We start from the raw sequence: 16,529 nt of genomic DNA, 5'->3' as shown, positions 1-16,529 counted from the left end.
CATGAAACTACGATTTAAACTTACATATATAGGAGTTGCTTTATTGACCTTGTCCTCGTTGAGCAGCTGCAATCACGACGATTGGTTTGACCGGGATTCAAAATCATTGATTACCGATGCACAGCTTTGGAATGACCCGAAACTGTTGACTTCACTCGTCGCCAATTATTACGACAGAATGCCAACGCTACATGGTGTTTTCAATACAGGAGGAATGACCGAATTGGATGATGCCATGTGGTCGGGACATCGCGATCAAAACTGGCGTAATGATTATCAGTTTGGTGACGATTACGGTCGCTATTGGGATTATGGACTGATTCGGGATCTGAATCTTTCCCTAGAAAATATCGATCAGTTCAGTACACAATTGTCTGATGCACAACGCAAGCAGTATAAAGCCGAAATACGCTTCATCCGGGCCTTTGTTTACTTCGAACTCGTCAAACGCATGGGCGGCGTACCGATCGTTACAACCCAGCTCATCTATGACTTTAGCGGTGATCCAACACCATTGCAGGTGGCACGTGCCAAGGAGTATGAAGTCTACGATTTTATTTACAAAGAATTGGAAGAGATCAAGGAAGATCTTACCGTCTATAATGCCAGTAAGACTAGAGCCAACAAGTATACAGCATTAGCTTTGGAAAGTCGGGCAATGCTGTATGCGGCGTCCATCGCGAAATATAATAATCTAATGGCCTCACCGATAACGACTGCCGGAGGAGAAGTGGGGATTCCAGCCAATATGGCGACGGGGTATTATACCAAGTCGCTGGCTGCTTCCAAGGAAATTATGAATGGCCCCTATGCGCTTTATAATGAGAATGCCGATAAAGGTGCCAATTTTTATGATATGCTCAATAAGAAAACTGGTGCTGAAGTCATCTTTGCCAAAGATTTTGTCACGAGTTTAAAAGTTCACCGCTTTGCTTATGACAATATCGTCAGAAGTCTGACCGAAGACAATGAGTCATCATCGACGATTTCTCCTTCATTGAGTCTTGTAGAAAGTTTTGATTATCTAGACGGTAGCAAAGGTACACTACATGATAAAAACGGCGCAGGAAATTACGTAGCCTACCAAAATATCAACGATATTTTTGCGAATAAAGATGCTCGTTTGTTTGGGACGGTGATTTATCCGGGAACTTCTTTCCGCGGACGTGCTGTGAGTATTCAAGCTGGAGTGGCAACTTGGGGGACGAATGGAGCTTACCAGTTTACTGCAGCGCCACAACTGGGACAGAATTATGCGAGTGGTGGTTTGTGGACCGGCTTTGATGGACCGCTTTATGACGCACAGGACGTCAGCAACACCGGCTTCTATATCCGTAAATTTGTCAGCGATGCGCCGGCAGCCAGTACACGCGGTACATCGGCTGCTAACTGGTGGCCGTGGTTTCGTCTTGGTGAAATTTATCTCAACGCGTCAGAAGCTGCATTTGAGCTGGGACAGACTGTGGACGCAAGAACTTACGTCAATAAATTGCGCGAAAGAGCAGGATTTCCGGCCAATAGCGTTAGCAACCTAACGATGGATATTATCCGGAACGAACGTCGTGTCGAACTTGCTTTCGAAGATCATCGTTACTATGATCTTAAAAGATGGCGTATTGCACATTTGGTGTGGGACGGATCGGAAAATGATCCCAACGCTGTTGTATATGGACTATATGCTTATCGTGTCGTGCGTCCAGGGCATGCCGATGACGGTAAGTATATCTATGAACGGGTAAGACCTGCGCGTTTCAGAAAGGCACGCTTTTTCCGTATGGCCAATTATTATGCGTCCATTAGTCAGGATGTCATTAATAAAAATCCTAAAATAGTTAGAAATCCATTCCATTAATCTAGTTGTACCATGAAAATAAAATTTTTAAGCTTATTGGTAGCTTTTGCAAGCTTACTCGTTGTAGGTTGTAAATATGATAATTTTGAAGCCCCAAAATCAACGCTTTCGGGACGCGTTGTTTATGAAGGAAAGGCGATTGGCGTTCGGAATAATGGGCCTCAATTGGAATTATGGCAGGATGGGTATCCGCTTCGCTCAGCAATACCCGTATATTTTGATCAGGACGGCTCTTTTTCTGTTAGTCTTTTTGATGGTGAATACAAATTGGTGCGGAAAGGAGATTCACCATGGCTACAACAGGCAACCGATACGGTATTGGTGCAAGTGAAGGGCAATACGACAATTGATGTGCCTGTAACACCCTATTTCACGGTGACAAACGAGTCTTTTCAAAAAAATAATAACAGTATTACTGCTAGCTTTACGGTTAATAGAATAGTAGGTACGGCAAATTTGGAGTTTGTGCGTCTATACCTCGGTAAATCTGTTTTAACAGATCAGGTACAACGCGAGCTGCGTGTGGATGCCAATTTGGCGAATGTTGCTTTTGGTCAACCAACAAGTATCGTCGGTGAATTGCCGGACAACCTGAAAAACCTCGATTATGTGTTTGCCCGAATTGGGGTGAAAGCTACGGTATCCGGAGAGTACTACTATACAGCAGTTCAAAAAATAGCTTTAAAATAGGTGCTGATGGCAAGTAAAATTGCCGGATTACGAAGCCACGGGATCATATTCCGTGGCTTTCATCGATGCAAAAAAATGGTCTAATGCTTATTTATTCTACTAAACCTTCATGAAAAAAAACAAAATTTCAATCTTAGTTACCTTATTTTTAATACATGCTACATGCGGTGTTTTTGCTCAGGCTTATCGCAGCGGACCTACGGACAAAGATTTTGCAGGTTATTTATTTGCCTATTTCAAAGGTAATGCTGTCGCAGATGAAGCGGTTTGTTTTGCGATCAGTACAGATGGCTATACCTACAGAGCCTTGAATGAAAACCAGCCTATCCTGGATTCGAAGGTGATCAGCAAGACTGGCGGTGTACGGGATTCCCATATTCTCCGTGGCGAAGATGGAAAAACATTTTATATGGTGCTCACCGACATGACCTCCTCCAAAGGCTGGGATTCCAATCGGGGTTTGATCCTGCTAAAATCCGAAGACCTTGTGCATTGGTCTCATCAAGCAATTGATATCCAGCAGCGCTTCAAAGGCCAGGAAGCGTTGAAGAGAGTATGGGCACCACAGACTATATATGACCCTTCGGTCGGTAAATACATGGTATACTGGTCCATGCAGCACGGAAATGGTCCGGATATCATCTACTATGCTTATGCTAATAAGGAGTTTACAGATTTTGAAACCGAACCTAAAGTGCTGTTTCTTCCAAAAAATGGTAAATCCTGTATCGATGGCGATATTATTGCAAAGAATGGCTTGTTCTACCTTTTCTACAAAACTGAAGGACATGGCAATGGCATTAAGCTGGCGATAACCGATTTACTGACTTCGGGGAAATGGATTGAACAGCCGGGTTATAAACAGCAGACCAATGATGCTGTGGAAGGATCCAGTGTCTTTAAACTCAATCAGTCGGATCAATATATCCTTATGTATGATGTCTATGGTAAAGGGAAGTACCAATTCTGCACCTCCGAAGACCTTGATCGTTTTAAAGTAATCGACCATCAAATTGACATGGATTTCCATCCACGTCATGGGACCATTATTCCTATTTCAAGACAAGAACTTTTGGACTTGACCTCCAAATGGGGGAAACCCAAAGATATGGAATTCGCATTCAGAAAGAATCCCGTTTTAGATGGCTTTTATGCCGATCCGGATGTACTCTATTCCAATAAAACAAAAAAATACTATATCTATCCAACGAGTGATGGTTTTGATGGCTGGGGGGGCTATTATTTCAAGACCTTCTCGTCTTCCGATCTCAATCAGTGGAAAGATGAAGGGGTGATTTTGGACCTGAAAAAAGATGTTGCCTGGGGACCTCGAAATGCATGGGCACCTACAATCACGGAAAAGAAAGTCAAGAACGATTATAAGTACTATTATTATTTTACAGCAGCGCAAAAGATCGGTGTTGCGGTAGCTGATTTACCTACCGGGCCTTTTAAGGACTCGCGAAAACCGCTGATCGATTTTAAGCCTGAGGGTGTCAATGGCGGGCAGGAGATTGATCCGGCGGTGTTTAACGATCCCAAATCGGGAAAAAGCTATCTGTATTGGGGAAATGGTTACCTAGCTGTTGCTGAACTCAACAAAGATATGGTTTCCATCAAAAAAAATACAGTCAAGGTACTCACTCCGGATAAGACATTCCGCGAAGGTGCCTATGTTGTCTACCGTAAAGGACGCTATTATTTCTTTTGGTCAGAAGACGATACCCGGAGTGAAAATTATCGGGTACGCTATGGAACTGCAACTTCCCCAGATGGAGCGATCACAGTTCCTGCTAATAATTTAGTCTTACAAAAAGATCCTGCGAAAGGGATCTATGGCACTGGGCATAATTCGATTTTGCAGATTCCCGGTAAAGACGAATGGTATATTGTTTACCATCGATTCAATTATCCCAAAGGTATTGATATGGGCGACGCAGCAGGATTTAACCGGGAGGTATGCATGGATCGTTTGTATTTTGATGATCAGGGCCATGTGTTGCCTGTTGTTCCAACGCTTTAATCACTTGAACCTAATGCAAAAAAGTAAAATGAATAATCTCATAAAAAAACTATCAGTCTTAGCTGTTTCTATTGGTATGGGCATCAGTGGCCTATATGCACAGGCTGGATTTGGTGAGGCCGAAGCGATCAATTCAGACTGGCGTTTCCATTTGGGTGATATCGAGGGGCAGGCCAGTGCAGAAACGAAGCGTGGAGCGTGGCAGCAGGTCCGTTTGCCCCATGATTGGGGCGTAAAATACCCGCTCAGTCCAAGTTTAGCCAGCGCGACAGGCTATTTACCGGGCGGTATTGGCTGGTATCAAAAACAGCTCCTGATACCTATGGCAGATCAGGGCAAAAAAATATTTATCTATTTTGAGGGCGTATACAACCGAAGCGAGGTGTTTATCAATGGCAAATCTGTTGGAAAACGCCCCAACGGCTATATATCCTTTTCTTATGATATCACACCATATATTGAGTTTGGAAAAGAAAATACCATCGCTGTTAAGGTCGACCACAGTAAAAGTGCCGATTCAAGATGGTACACGGGATCGGGCATCTATCGTGACGTTTGGCTTATAAAGGCAAATGCGTTGCATATCGATCAATGGGGAGTATATGCCTATCCCGAGCTAAAGCAAGGGAAAGGAATGTTAAATACCGAAGTGACCGTTGTCAATAGCACGTCCAACGGCAGTGCGGTTACCGTTGTGCAGGAGTTGATTGATTCCGCAGGGAAGGTTGTCGCTAATAAATCGGAGAAAGTGAAGATTGATGCTACCGCTAAAGCGACGATACAGCAGCAATTGACGGTTGCCAACCCTAAATTGTGGAGCTTGGATCAACCCAATCAATATACCTTGCGGACAAGCGTATTGCAAAATGGAAAGCAAATTGATCAGTCGGCAATCAAAACGGGCTTCCGAACTTTTACATTTGATCCAAACAAGGGCTTTGCTTTAAACGGCGAATGGATGAAAGTCAAAGGCGTATGCCTACATCACGATGCCGGTGTGCTGGGTGCTGAAATGTATACCGAGGTATGGCGTCGGCGGCTGCAGACATTGAAATCTTTGGGTGTCAATGCCATTCGAACCAGTCATAATCCGCAAGCATCCTCGCTTTACACCTTATGTGACGAGTTGGGGCTGTTGGTTATGGATGAGGCATTTGATGAATGGGAATTTCCAAAACGGAAATGGCTGCAGGGCTGGAATGTCGGGACCCCCGGTTTTGAGGGATCGTATGACTTTTTTGAATGTTGGGGCGAGCAGGATCTCGCAGATATGGTCAAACGGGATCGCAATCACCTCTCGATTTTCGCCTGGAGTATAGGGAACGAAGTGGATTATCCAAATGACCCTTATTCACATCCTGTCCTTAACGGCGAGAAAAAGGAGGGTGGTTTTACACAGGCTTCGTATGGCGGATACAAAAAGGATGCACCAGATGCGATGCGCCTTGGGGATATTGCCAAAAGACTGGTTGCTACAGTAAAAAGATACGATAAGAGCAGAGCCGTTACTGCAGGCCTCGCAGGTGTGGCTATGTCTAATGAAACAGCCTATCCTGGAGCACTTGATATTGCAGGGTACAATTATACCGAAAGTCGTTATCAACTGGATCATCAGCGTTATCCAGCACGCGTAATTTTTGGAAGTGAAAATCGACATGATCTTCCGGCATGGCTTGCGGTGCGTGACAACAAGCATATATTTGGCCAGTTCTTGTGGACAGGTATTGACTACCTCGGAGAGTCGGGGCGTTGGCCTTCACGTGGATTTTATTCAGGACTGCTGGATTTCGCAGGTTTTATTAAACCGAGGGGTTATTATCGTCAATCGCTGTGGTCCGATAAACCAATGGCTTATTTGGGAACCTATCCATTGAAGGGCGGAGCAACGACTACCGATGTTTGGTCTGCGTTGGAATCCGAGCAAGGACAACGGAAAAATGAAGCGCCCTCCATGGATGCCTGGCCAATTTGGAACTATCAGGAGGGACAGCAAATCAGGGTGGTCTGTTACACCAATAGCCCTCAGGCGCGATTGGAGCTCAATGGTAAAGTTGTTGGCGAAGAGAAAAATTACGATGAGAAGACAGGTATCATCTTTTGGGATATTCCCTATGCCGCTGGTAAACTAGAGGTTGTTGGTCTGGACACGAATAAAAAAGAAGTAGTTCGGCACACTATCGAATCCAGTGAACGTCCGGCGGCGATCCAGGCGACGGTGATAGGAGGGAAAGCGATTGAAGGCGATGGTATTTTGCAGGTTGCCTTGCAAGTGGTTGATAACAAGGGACTTCCTGTGGTCCTTTCGGAAGATGAAATCACCTGTGATATTGCTGGGCATGCACGATTACTGGGTATGGAAGCGGGGAACAATGCAGATATGGGCGACTATACCGATAATAAACAGCGCGTTTATCATGGAAAAATGATCGTGTATGTTCAGGCTTTGGGCAAATCGGGCGATACAATTAATATACGATTTACCTCGCCTTGGTTGACTATGGCAAACGTAACCTATAGCATAAAATAATTAACTCACTTGTCTTTATTGAACTTTTGAACTAAAAAAAGCACCGGAAAACTCCGGTGCTTTTTTTATGCCAAAATCTTATCGGATGTTCATTCCACTATTGGAAAAATTACGGTTTTATATAGTTCTTTATAAAATAATGTAATCCAACCTTATTAAATAAAAAAAATTATTAAATACTTTTTTTATTATAAATTTTATTATTAATTTAGCTTCACTATAAATCTAAAGACTGACTCAATTATATCCATGCGTTTAATCATATGCCTTTTATGTGCCGTTGGTACAATGTTGGCCAAAGGACAAGAGCTTTATACGTTACAGTCTGCTCATCTTTCTGGAGTAGATTCCGGCTACGTCTATATACCAAAGATGAAGCCGGACAACCGTGCCTTACCTGTTGTATATGTGCTGCATAGTCATGGGGCAAATTATAAAAGTCTTTCAAAATTTGTCGATTTTCAGGCATTGAGCGATCAATATGGCTTTGTGGTGGTATGCCCTGACGGTCTTCGGACGAGCTGGTTTTTAGACAGTCCACAAAAAGGCGGAGCACAATTTGGTCGGTTCCTGACAGGGGAATTAATGCCTTACATACAGGGCAAATATCATACGGATCGGGACAACTCATTTATTACGGGTGTGAGTATGGGGGGGCATGGTGCACTTTGGCTCTTTTTTAACTATCCATCATTTTTTAAAAGTGCTGGTAGCAGTTCGGGAGTTGTCAATCTGAGACATTCGGCTTTCAAGAAGACAAGTCTAGCCCAACATTTAGGTCAGTACAGCGATCAAAATCCATTATTCGATCGTTTTAGTGTCATCCATAATGTCCATAAGATCGCTGGGAGTGAAAAGACATTTATTTTTGATTGTGGTACTGAAGATTATCTATATGGGGCCAATAAGTCCCTTCGGGATAGTTGTGATGTACTCAAGATCAAAGCCACTTACATTGCGCAGCCCGGCGCTCATACCTCTGGCTATTGGGCCAAAACCATTCCGGTTCATTTCGCATATTTTAATCGTCTGATCCATTAATCGATAACCTATATGTTTTATTCACCTTATACTGATCCTTTAGTCCGGCAACAAAATAGTGTATCTGTGGTTCTTACGCCGGTATTTGGTGCGTATTTTTTAAATTATTTACTGCAATTAACTTCATATGAATTGGTTTAAATCTTTTTTTTCTATTTTATTGATTTCTGTCACACTCTCCTCGCAGGGGCAGGCTGTTGCTTCATACGATGTCTTGATTGTAGGAGGAGGAGCAAGTGGTGTTTCTGCGGCTTTGCAAGCCGCCCGTTTGGGAAGTAAGGTCCTTGTGGTGGAAGAGACAAGCTGGTTGGGTGGTATGCTCACTGCCGCTGGGGTCTCCGCTATTGATGGTAACCATCGTATGCCTTCGGGAATATGGGGCGAATTTAGGGCAGAACTTTATGCCTATTATGGTGGTCCAAAAGCAGTGGAAACAGGTTGGGTAAGCAATACGCTATTTGAGCCTTCGGTCGGTAACCGCTTGCTAAAAAAGATGGTTGGAGCCGAAAAAAATATTGCCGTTTGGTATAAAAGTACCCTTTTAGACCTGAAAAAACAGCCTAAAGGCTGGACCGTTGCCATTGAACAGGAAGGAAAAAAGAAAACCGTAAACGCTTCTATTTTAGTCGATGCGACGGAATTAGGGGATCTCTTGCCGCGTGCAGGTGTTGCTTACAGCATCGGTATGGATAGCCGCTACGATACGAAAGAAGAATTTGCTCCCGAAAAGGCCAATTCAATAATTCAAGACCTTACTTATGTCGCTATCCTGAAAGACTATGGTGCCGATCCAAAGAGATTGCTAAAGAAACCTCAAGGTTATGATCCTAAAGAGTTTGAACATGCCTGTGATGTTAAAGATCCTGCTTCACACAGCAATACGCCTATCATCAATTGTGATCAAATGATTACCTATGGCAAATTGCCGAATGGAAAATACATGATAAACTGGCCTAAAGATGGAAATGATATCTACCTGAATATTATTGAAATGTCGCCAAAGGCGAGGGCGGTGGAATTGCAAAAGGCGAAAAATCATACCTTACGTTTTGTATATCATCTTCAAAATCAGCTTGGTTTTAAAAACTTGGGGCTTGCCGATGATGAATATGATACGGTCGATAAACTTCCCTTTATTGCTTATCATCGCGAGTCTAGACGTGCCAAAGGCTTGGTGCAGCTTACATTGCCTTATGTGCAGAGCCCTTATCAGCAGGAGCTGCCTTTGTACCGCACAGGTGGGATAGTAGGCGATTATACCATCGATCATCATCACCTGAAGAACCCGGATGCACCCAAAATTGATTTTGTTAAGATTCGGGTACCATCTTACAATGTGCCCCTTGGAAGTTTGATTCCTGAGAAAATAGCGGATTTTATTGTTGCTGAAAAAAGCATCAGTGTGAGCAATATTGTGGCTGGGGCCACCCGCCTTCAGCCAGTTGTATTGGGTATTGGTCAAGCTGCTGGAGTACTGGCAGCGCTGTCTGCAAAACAAGCTGTTACTCCTAAAGATCTTTCATTAAGGGAGGTACAGCAAGTACTTTTGGACAATCATGCCTATCTCATGCCCTTTATCGATGTTGATCCAAAAGATAGTCGTTTTCAGGCAATCCAACGTATTGGAGCAACCGGGATTCTTAAAGGAAAAGGGGTGCCCTACAAATGGGCCAATCAGACTTGGTTCTATCCCGAACACCGCATAAGCGAAGTAGACCTGATCGACGGTATGCGTAGTTATTATCCAGCGGCCGATAAAGTTGCTGGCTCGGGTGCCGATGTCACAGCAGAATTTTTTGCGGCTCTATTGCTCCAAGTCGATCCCACTTTGAATAAAGATAAAATCTGGTCCGCCATTGCAGCAAAAGAAAATCAAGTGTTAACAAGGGCTCAAGTGGCGGTTGTGTTGGATCATATCCTAAAGCCGTTTGAACGGCCGGTGGATTTTACCGGCCAATTTATAGCAACAAAAAATTGATTTCCGAACGCATAGAAAAACGAGATGATACCAATTTTACCAAATTCCAAAGCGACTCCACAGCAGCGAAACGATAGTTTGGATGTTCTGCGGGGAATTGCCATCCTTTTAATGGTGCTTTCATCGAGCATTTCATTTGGAAACCTTCCTGCCTGGATGTACCATGCACAGGTGCCACCGCCCAAACATGTATTTGATCCCAGTATAGCAGGTATAACCTGGGTAGATCTGGTTTTTCCGATTTTCCTTTTTACGATGGGGGCGGCCATCCCATTGGCTATGCGGAAAAAAGTGGCTAACCTAAACGCTTTGCCTATCGTGGGTGCAATTTTTAAGCGTTTTGTTGCCTTATTCTTTTTCGCCTTATTTTCTTTTTATATGCGCGCTTGGGTTATGAGTGGAGAGCCTGCTGCGTCGCAGTATCTCTTGTCAATCGTGGGGTTTGCCCTGCTCTTTGCGCTCTATGCCGATTTAAAGTCCTATTTGTCGATGCGGACCGCGAGACTTGTTCACATAGTGGCCCTGTTGCTATCTGTAGGGATGCTATATCTGTTGTATGCACCAACGGATAGATTTATCCTCCAGAAGACAGATATTATTATTCTGGTACTGGCCAATATGGCTTTGTTTGGAACGCTGTGGTGGTGGCTGACGGCAAAATCCATCTGGTTACGTATGGCGATTTTACCATTTATTATGGGCGTTTTTTTGGGATCCAAAGAAGTCGGTAGTATCAACGAATTTATCTACAAACTCAGCCCTGCGACTTGGCTTTATCAATTTTATTACCTCAAATACCTCTTTATTATCCTTCCGGCTACAGTTGTCGGCGAGTGGATTATTGCTGATACGTCGTTGGCCGACAAACCCAGGATGCAGCGGTCTCAACTGGCATTACAAGGCTTGCTCTGTGCACTTCTAATTGGGCTGAATGTCTTCAATCTATACATGCGCTATCTCGATATCAATATCGGACTTACCCTGATGTTGATCTTTTCGCTATGCTTCTGTTCAGGTGTTTTTCGGAGGGGCGAAGTACTGACACTGCAGGCAAAAATGGCTGTGCTCGGAAGCTATCTGCTTTTTTTAGGACTGATCTTCGAAGCGTATGAGGGAGGAATAAAAAAGGATTATTCCACATACAGCTATTATTTTGTCTGTACGGGCTTAGCCTGTTATGCGCTAACAATGCTGTGTTGTATCGAGAAACTTGCTTTTGGAAAATCGCTGTTTCGAGGTATAGCACTGGTTGGTAAAAATCCGATGGTCGCCTATACCGCAGGAAATCTATTGTTGATCCCACTATTGGCGCTTACGGGACTACAGAGCGCTCTTGATCAGATGGGGGCACAGGGTGTTTTTGGGGGAGTGATGCGCGGTGTATTATTCACTGGAATCGTGGCGCTGTTGACGATCGTGAGCAGCCGGTTAAAACTTTATTGGAAGTCATAAAATGAATGAATTATTAGAACAAACGGTGGAGCTTCGCAAAGGGCGTAAGGCACTTCCGCCTATTTTTTGGATCTCCACAACATGGTTTGCCATGGGGCTACCTTTTGTTGCCCTTTCGGGTGCGAGCTCCATTATGTATAAAAATTTGGGGGTATCGGACGCACAGATTGCTTTTTGGACCTCATTGATTATGCTGCCCTGGACAATAAAACCCTTATGGGGGCCTTTTTTGGAGCTGTATAAGACCAAGAAATTTTTTGTCTATACCACGCAGATACTCACGGGGCTACTCTTTGGTCTGCTTGGTCTTACGCTACAGTTGGATCATTTCTTTAGCTTCTCCATTGCCTTATTGACACTGATCGCATTCAGTGGTTCCACACATGATACCGCAGCCGACGGGGTATATTTGAATGAACTGAATGCAAAACAACAGGCAAAATATGTCGGCTGGCAAGGTGCCTTCTATAATGTGGCCAAAGTGTTTTCTGGCGGCGTACTCGTTTATTTGGCGGGGCAATTGGAGCAGGAAATCGGCATTAAATCCGCGTGGATGGTGGTGATGTTTGCTTATGGATTTATTATGTTGGGGATTGGATTGTACAGCATACGTGCTTTACCTGCTCACGATGAAGCACCCAAATCCACTTCTTTAAAGGAGGGAATGGATACGCTTAAAGACGTTATCATAACTTTTTTTCAGAAAAAGAATATTTGGTTTAGTTTACTTTTTATTGTCTTTTATCGTTTTGCTGAAGGGCAGGCTATTAAGATCACCCCCTTATTTTTTAAAGCGCAACGTACCGAAGGTGGGCTTGGCCTGAGTACTTCGGAAATTGGATTGCTTTATGGTGTATTTGGTGCCATAGCCTTTGTGTTGGGGTCGATTGTCGCAGGGCATTTTGTATCCAAAAAGGGCTTAGACCGGAGGACACTTATGATCCTTTGTGCCTTCTTTAATATTCCATTTGTAGCTTATGCATTTCTCGCGATCACATTGCCGACAAACCTTTATCTCATAGCTGCTGCTGTCGCCATCGAGTACTTTGGATATGGTTTTGGCTTTATCGGAATTATTCTTTTTATCATGCAAAATATTGCCCCAGGCAAATATAAGATGGCACACTACGCTTTCGGAAGTGGACTTGTTAATCTGGGATTTATGATTCCTTCGATGATCAGCGGCTGGCTGAGTGATTATTTGGGCTATAAAGAATTTTTTATCTGGGTGTTGATTTCTACTATTCCAGCCTTTTTGGTTTCCTGGTGGGTGCCATTGCGAAAACCCGAAAAAGAGCATACCGACGAAAATAATTAATGCATATGAACATACTTTCTTATAGGAACTGGAAGGCCATATTGTTGCCTTTTTTTTTACCGGCATTGACTTTAGCACAATCAAAGGGTATTGATTCTACGTTTGATAATCAGCATTATCGCGCAAGGCTTGAGTTTTTTAAAGCGATGCCCAATCAGAAGGACGAAATCGTTTTCCTTGGCAATAGCATTACCGAAGGTGGAAAATGGCAAGAAATCCTCCAGCGGAAGCATGTGATCAATCGTGGGATTAGCGGTGATGTGACTTATGGTATTTTAGCACGACTAGACGAGATACTAGCATCCAGACCACGAAAAATATTTCTGCTCTGTGGGGTGAACGACATGAAAAGAGGAATACCGCTTTCCATTATTTCAACGAATATAGAAAGGATAATAAAGCAGGTTAAAAAGCAGTCGCCAAATACAGCGCTTTTTGTGCAGGGACTTCTACCTGTGAATGAATCTTTACTGCCAAAAATCTATGAAGAGGTTCGGAATGACAAGATCGTGCTACTGAACAAAGCTTTGAAAGAATTGTGTACGGCACATCAAGTTCGTTTTGTAGACTTACAGCCGATATTGGTGGATGGTAAAGGGGAACTAAAAGCTGAGCTAACAATTGATGGCTTACATCTGAAGCAAGCCACCTATTTAATTTGGGCCAATTATTTAAAACAGCAAAAACTATTATGAGATCATTGGAATTTTTTAAGCTGTATCGTGTTTTCCAAGGTTGCTTCCTAATTGGAATATATCTATCGGTATTTTCCCAGTCCCTCTCAGCTCAGGAGACTAAAATAGATAGCAGTTACGCCAACTGGTATTATCAACAACGAATGGCCTATTTCGAACAAAGTCCAACAATTAAAGGAGCAGTCGTGTTTTTGGGAAATAGTATTACTGAACGGGCAGAATGGCAGGAATTGCTTGCAGATTCAAGATATCCTGTACTGAACAGGGGGATAGGCGGAGATAATTCGTTTGGGATTCTTGCGCGTATAGATGAGGTGTTGCGCGGACGTCCGCGGGCAATTTTTCTGATGGATGGCATTAATGACCAATTCCGAAAGCTTCCACAGGAAGTGTCGGTCAATAACTACAAGCGTATCATTAAACGAATAAAAAAGATCTCACCAAAGACCCTTATCTATCTTCAGAGTGCTCTACCGATCAATGAAGGATTAACAAAAGAGCCTTATACAAAAGGTAGAAATGTGTTGGTTCCGATCTTAAATGAAAAACTAAGACAGATTGCAGCAGATGAAAATATTCCATTTGTCGACCTCTGCCCACTTTTTCAGGACAATGAGGGAAAACTTAACGCAATTTACTCAGCTGATGGTGTGCATCTGATACCCAGTGCCTATATAAAATGGGTGCAATTATTAAAAGAAAAGAAATATTTATGAGAATTACAGGAACATTTATTGACGAGATTTCCCACGATATTCCGCACCAGAATTGGGGTCCGGAAGAGTGGGATCGGGATTTTGCATATATGAAGGCAATTGGTATAGACACTGTTATTATGATTCGCAGTGGCTATCGTAAATTTATAACCTATCCATCGGCTTATCTGATGGACAAATATGGCTGTTTTAAACCATCGTTGGATCTTGTAGAGCTTTATCTGCAGCTTGCAGACAAGTATGAGATGAAATTCTATTTTGGACTTTATGACAGCGGTATTTATTGGGAGACAGGAGATCTGAGTCACGAAATCGATGCCAATCAATATGTAATTGAAGAGGTTTGGGCTAAATATGGGCATTATAAAAGCTTCGGTGGATGGTATATCAGTACGGAAATCAGTCGTAAAACCAAAGGGGCTGTTCATGCTTTTCGTACACTTGGGTTACAGTGCAAGGCCGTCAGTGGGGGCTTGCCGACATTTATATCACCCTGGATTGATGGAAAAAAAGCTGTGCTTGCCGCTTCTCCCGAGCTTAGTAAAGCCGATGCAGTTTCGGTATTGGAACACGAACGGGAATGGGGCGAAATTTTTGAAGGTATACAAGGAGCTGTCGACGCAGTGGCCTTTCAGGATGGACACATTGATTACGATGAGCTTCCCGATTTCTTTGAGGTCAATAAGAAATTGGCTGATAAATATGGTATGGCCTGTTGGACGAATGCCGAATCTTTTGACCGGGATATGCCGATCAAATTCTTGCCGATCAAGTTTGATAAACTAAGGCTAAAACTTGAGGCTGCAGCAAAGGCGGGTTATGATAAGGCTATTACTTTTGAATTTTCTCACTTTATGAGTCCACAATCCGCTTATTTACAGGCAGGACACCTTTACAATCGGTACCGGGAACATGCACTGAACCACAATTGGTGATAGGGATCGCGTGTTTACAGCACGCGAAATGAAGACAAAAGCAATCTCGAAAAAGTCAGAGAACAAGAAATAGCATTATTGATAAGAGTAGGCCAGAGATTTTAAATGGCCTTTAAAGAGCAAATTCATTTATATATGAATCATTATAGTACAATTTATAAAGACGAATTATTTAATCATATTCTTCCTTTCTGGACGGAGCATTCGCTCGATAGGGAGTATGGTGGCTATTTTACCTGTCTGGATAGAAGAGGTGGAGTTTTTGATACGGATAAGTTTATGTGGCTGCAGGGGCGGCAAGTTTGGCTCTTTTCGAGTATTTACAACAAAATTGAAACACGGTCATCCTGGTTGGATATTGCAGTTCATGGTGCCAGCTTTATGGAAAAACATGGACGTGACGAAGAGGGGAACTGGTATTTTTCACTTGATCGACAAGGGAAGGCACTTGTGCAGCCCTACAATATTTTTTCCGATTGCTTTGCTGCCATGGGATTTGGTGCCCTGTATACAGCAACTCAGGAGCAGCGTTACGCAGAAATTGCGCAAGATACCTTTCATAATATATTGAAACGTCGAACACATACCAAGGGCATATACGATAAGGCTGTTCCAGGGACACGTCCATCAAAGAATTTTGCGTTGCCTATGATCTTGAGCAATCTCTCCATTGAACTGGAGCATTTATTGGAACCTAAGCTGGTGCAGGAATTGATCGAGGATATCGTGGTCGAGGTAATGGATGTATTTTATAAAGAGGAGCAGGGGCTTGTCTTTGAAAATGTAAGTCCCAATGGTTCATTGCTGGATAGTTTTGAAGGAAGATTGCTCAATCCGGGACATGCGATAGAGGCCATGTGGTTTATGATGGATCTGGGAGAAAGATTGCAGCGACCAGCGTTGATTGAAAAAGCCATGCGTATTGGTCTTCGTATGTTGGAGCATGGATGGGATGAGAAATATGGAGGTATATTCTACTTTATGGATGCGCAGGGTAAACCGACCCAGCAGTTGGAATGGGACCAGAAGTTATGGTGGGTGCACTGTGAAACACTGGTGTGTATGGCGAAAGCTTGGGTACTAACGGGAAATGAAGAGGCTAAACGTTGGTTCGAACGGGTTCATGAATATACCTGGACGCATTTTAGGGACCCCGAACATGGCGAATGGTTTGGCTACCTCAATCGAAGAGGTGAGGTATTGCTCGATCTCAAAGGCGGAAAATGGAAGGGATGCTTTCATGTGCCTCGTGCCTTATGGAAGGTATATGAGGTGTTTGAAAAAGCAAAAATAATCGTGTAA

Annotated in this window: 12 protein-coding genes; all 12 read left to right on the top strand. The window is 43.3% G+C overall.

The window, feature by feature from the left end; genetic code table 11:
- The first annotated feature begins 1 nt into the window (after nt 1).
- The 12 genes from M2419_RS03360 (at nt 2) to M2419_RS03305 (ending at nt 16,529) form a co-directional block, all read left to right on the top strand.
- Entirely contained in the window at nt 2-1,852 is a 1,851-nt protein-coding gene (locus tag M2419_RS03360) for a RagB/SusD family nutrient uptake outer membrane protein (RefSeq protein WP_145327888.1), read from the top strand.
- Between the two features lie 12 nt (nt 1,853-1,864).
- Complete coding sequence (locus tag M2419_RS03355) at nt 1,865-2,542, top strand: DUF3823 domain-containing protein (RefSeq protein ID WP_159727828.1); 678 nt, start codon at nt 1,865-1,867, stop codon at nt 2,540-2,542.
- A gap of 109 nt (nt 2,543-2,651) precedes the next feature.
- Nucleotides 2,652-4,565, top strand: a complete 1,914-nt coding sequence (locus M2419_RS03350) for a family 43 glycosylhydrolase (protein WP_182331122.1) — start codon at nt 2,652-2,654, stop codon at nt 4,563-4,565.
- Between the two features lie 28 nt (nt 4,566-4,593).
- Nucleotides 4,594-7,092: a sugar-binding domain-containing protein gene (locus M2419_RS03345; protein ID WP_259254224.1), complete on the top strand. Its 2,499-nt coding sequence runs from the start codon at nt 4,594-4,596 to the stop codon at nt 7,090-7,092.
- Nucleotides 7,093-7,341: 249 nt separating this feature from the next.
- A complete protein-coding gene (locus tag M2419_RS03340) occupies nt 7,342-8,133 on the top strand; it encodes an alpha/beta hydrolase family protein (RefSeq protein ID WP_182331123.1) in 792 nt (263 codons plus the stop codon).
- Nucleotides 8,134-8,260: 127 nt separating this feature from the next.
- Complete coding sequence (locus M2419_RS03335) at nt 8,261-10,111, top strand: FAD-dependent oxidoreductase (RefSeq protein WP_182331124.1); 1,851 nt, start codon at nt 8,261-8,263, stop codon at nt 10,109-10,111.
- Between the two features lie 24 nt (nt 10,112-10,135).
- On the top strand, nt 10,136-11,563 hold the full coding sequence (locus tag M2419_RS03330) for a DUF5009 domain-containing protein (RefSeq protein ID WP_182331125.1): 1,428 nt from the start codon (nt 10,136-10,138) through the stop codon (nt 11,561-11,563).
- Nucleotide 11,564: 1 nt separating this feature from the next.
- Complete coding sequence (locus tag M2419_RS03325; protein ID WP_182331126.1) at nt 11,565-12,881, top strand: MFS transporter; 1,317 nt, start codon at nt 11,565-11,567, stop codon at nt 12,879-12,881.
- A gap of 5 nt (nt 12,882-12,886) precedes the next feature.
- Nucleotides 12,887-13,576 carry a GDSL-type esterase/lipase family protein gene (locus M2419_RS03320; RefSeq protein ID WP_153847158.1) on the top strand — a complete coding sequence of 230 codons (690 nt, stop codon included), beginning with the start codon at nt 12,887-12,889 and terminating at the stop codon, nt 13,574-13,576.
- The gene (locus M2419_RS03315) at nt 13,573-14,292 is read left to right on the top strand and encodes a GDSL-type esterase/lipase family protein (protein ID WP_153847157.1); all 720 of its coding nucleotides are present in this window, start codon (nt 13,573-13,575) and stop codon (nt 14,290-14,292) included. Before M2419_RS03320 ends, M2419_RS03315 begins: the two co-directional genes overlap by 4 nt.
- On the top strand, nt 14,289-15,227 hold the full coding sequence (locus M2419_RS03310) for a DUF4434 domain-containing protein (protein ID WP_159727818.1): 939 nt from the start codon (nt 14,289-14,291) through the stop codon (nt 15,225-15,227). The genes M2419_RS03315 and M2419_RS03310 overlap by 4 nt, the downstream gene beginning before the upstream one ends.
- Nucleotides 15,228-15,362: 135 nt before the next feature.
- Complete coding sequence (locus tag M2419_RS03305; RefSeq protein WP_153847155.1) at nt 15,363-16,529, top strand: AGE family epimerase/isomerase; 1,167 nt, start codon at nt 15,363-15,365, stop codon at nt 16,527-16,529.

This window comes from Sphingobacterium sp. BIGb0116, assembly GCF_024808035.1.
Taxonomy (GTDB): domain Bacteria; phylum Bacteroidota; class Bacteroidia; order Sphingobacteriales; family Sphingobacteriaceae; genus Sphingobacterium; species Sphingobacterium paramultivorum.
This window is presented reverse-complemented; position numbering and strand designations above follow the sequence as displayed.

Bases quoted from the DNA above. Each gene is read 5' to 3' on its own strand.
- M2419_RS03360 (WP_145327888.1), top strand. From the start codon at position 2: ATGAAACTACGATTTAAACTTACATATATAGGAGTTGCTTTATTGACC.
- M2419_RS03355 (WP_159727828.1), top strand. From the start codon at position 1,865: ATGAAAATAAAATTTTTAAGCTTATTGGTAGCTTTTGCAAGCTTACTC.
- M2419_RS03350 (WP_182331122.1), top strand. From the start codon at position 2,652: ATGAAAAAAAACAAAATTTCAATCTTAGTTACCTTATTTTTAATACAT.
- M2419_RS03345 (WP_259254224.1), top strand. From the start codon at position 4,594: ATGAATAATCTCATAAAAAAACTATCAGTCTTAGCTGTTTCTATTGGT.
- M2419_RS03340 (WP_182331123.1), top strand. From the start codon at position 7,342: ATGCGTTTAATCATATGCCTTTTATGTGCCGTTGGTACAATGTTGGCC.
- M2419_RS03335 (WP_182331124.1), top strand. From the start codon at position 8,261: ATGAATTGGTTTAAATCTTTTTTTTCTATTTTATTGATTTCTGTCACA.
- M2419_RS03330 (WP_182331125.1), top strand. From the start codon at position 10,136: ATGATACCAATTTTACCAAATTCCAAAGCGACTCCACAGCAGCGAAAC.
- M2419_RS03325 (WP_182331126.1), top strand. From the start codon at position 11,565: ATGAATGAATTATTAGAACAAACGGTGGAGCTTCGCAAAGGGCGTAAG.
- M2419_RS03320 (WP_153847158.1), top strand. From the start codon at position 12,887: ATGAACATACTTTCTTATAGGAACTGGAAGGCCATATTGTTGCCTTTT.
- M2419_RS03315 (WP_153847157.1), top strand. From the start codon at position 13,573: ATGAGATCATTGGAATTTTTTAAGCTGTATCGTGTTTTCCAAGGTTGC.
- M2419_RS03310 (WP_159727818.1), top strand. From the start codon at position 14,289: ATGAGAATTACAGGAACATTTATTGACGAGATTTCCCACGATATTCCG.
- M2419_RS03305 (WP_153847155.1), top strand. From the start codon at position 15,363: ATGAATCATTATAGTACAATTTATAAAGACGAATTATTTAATCATATT.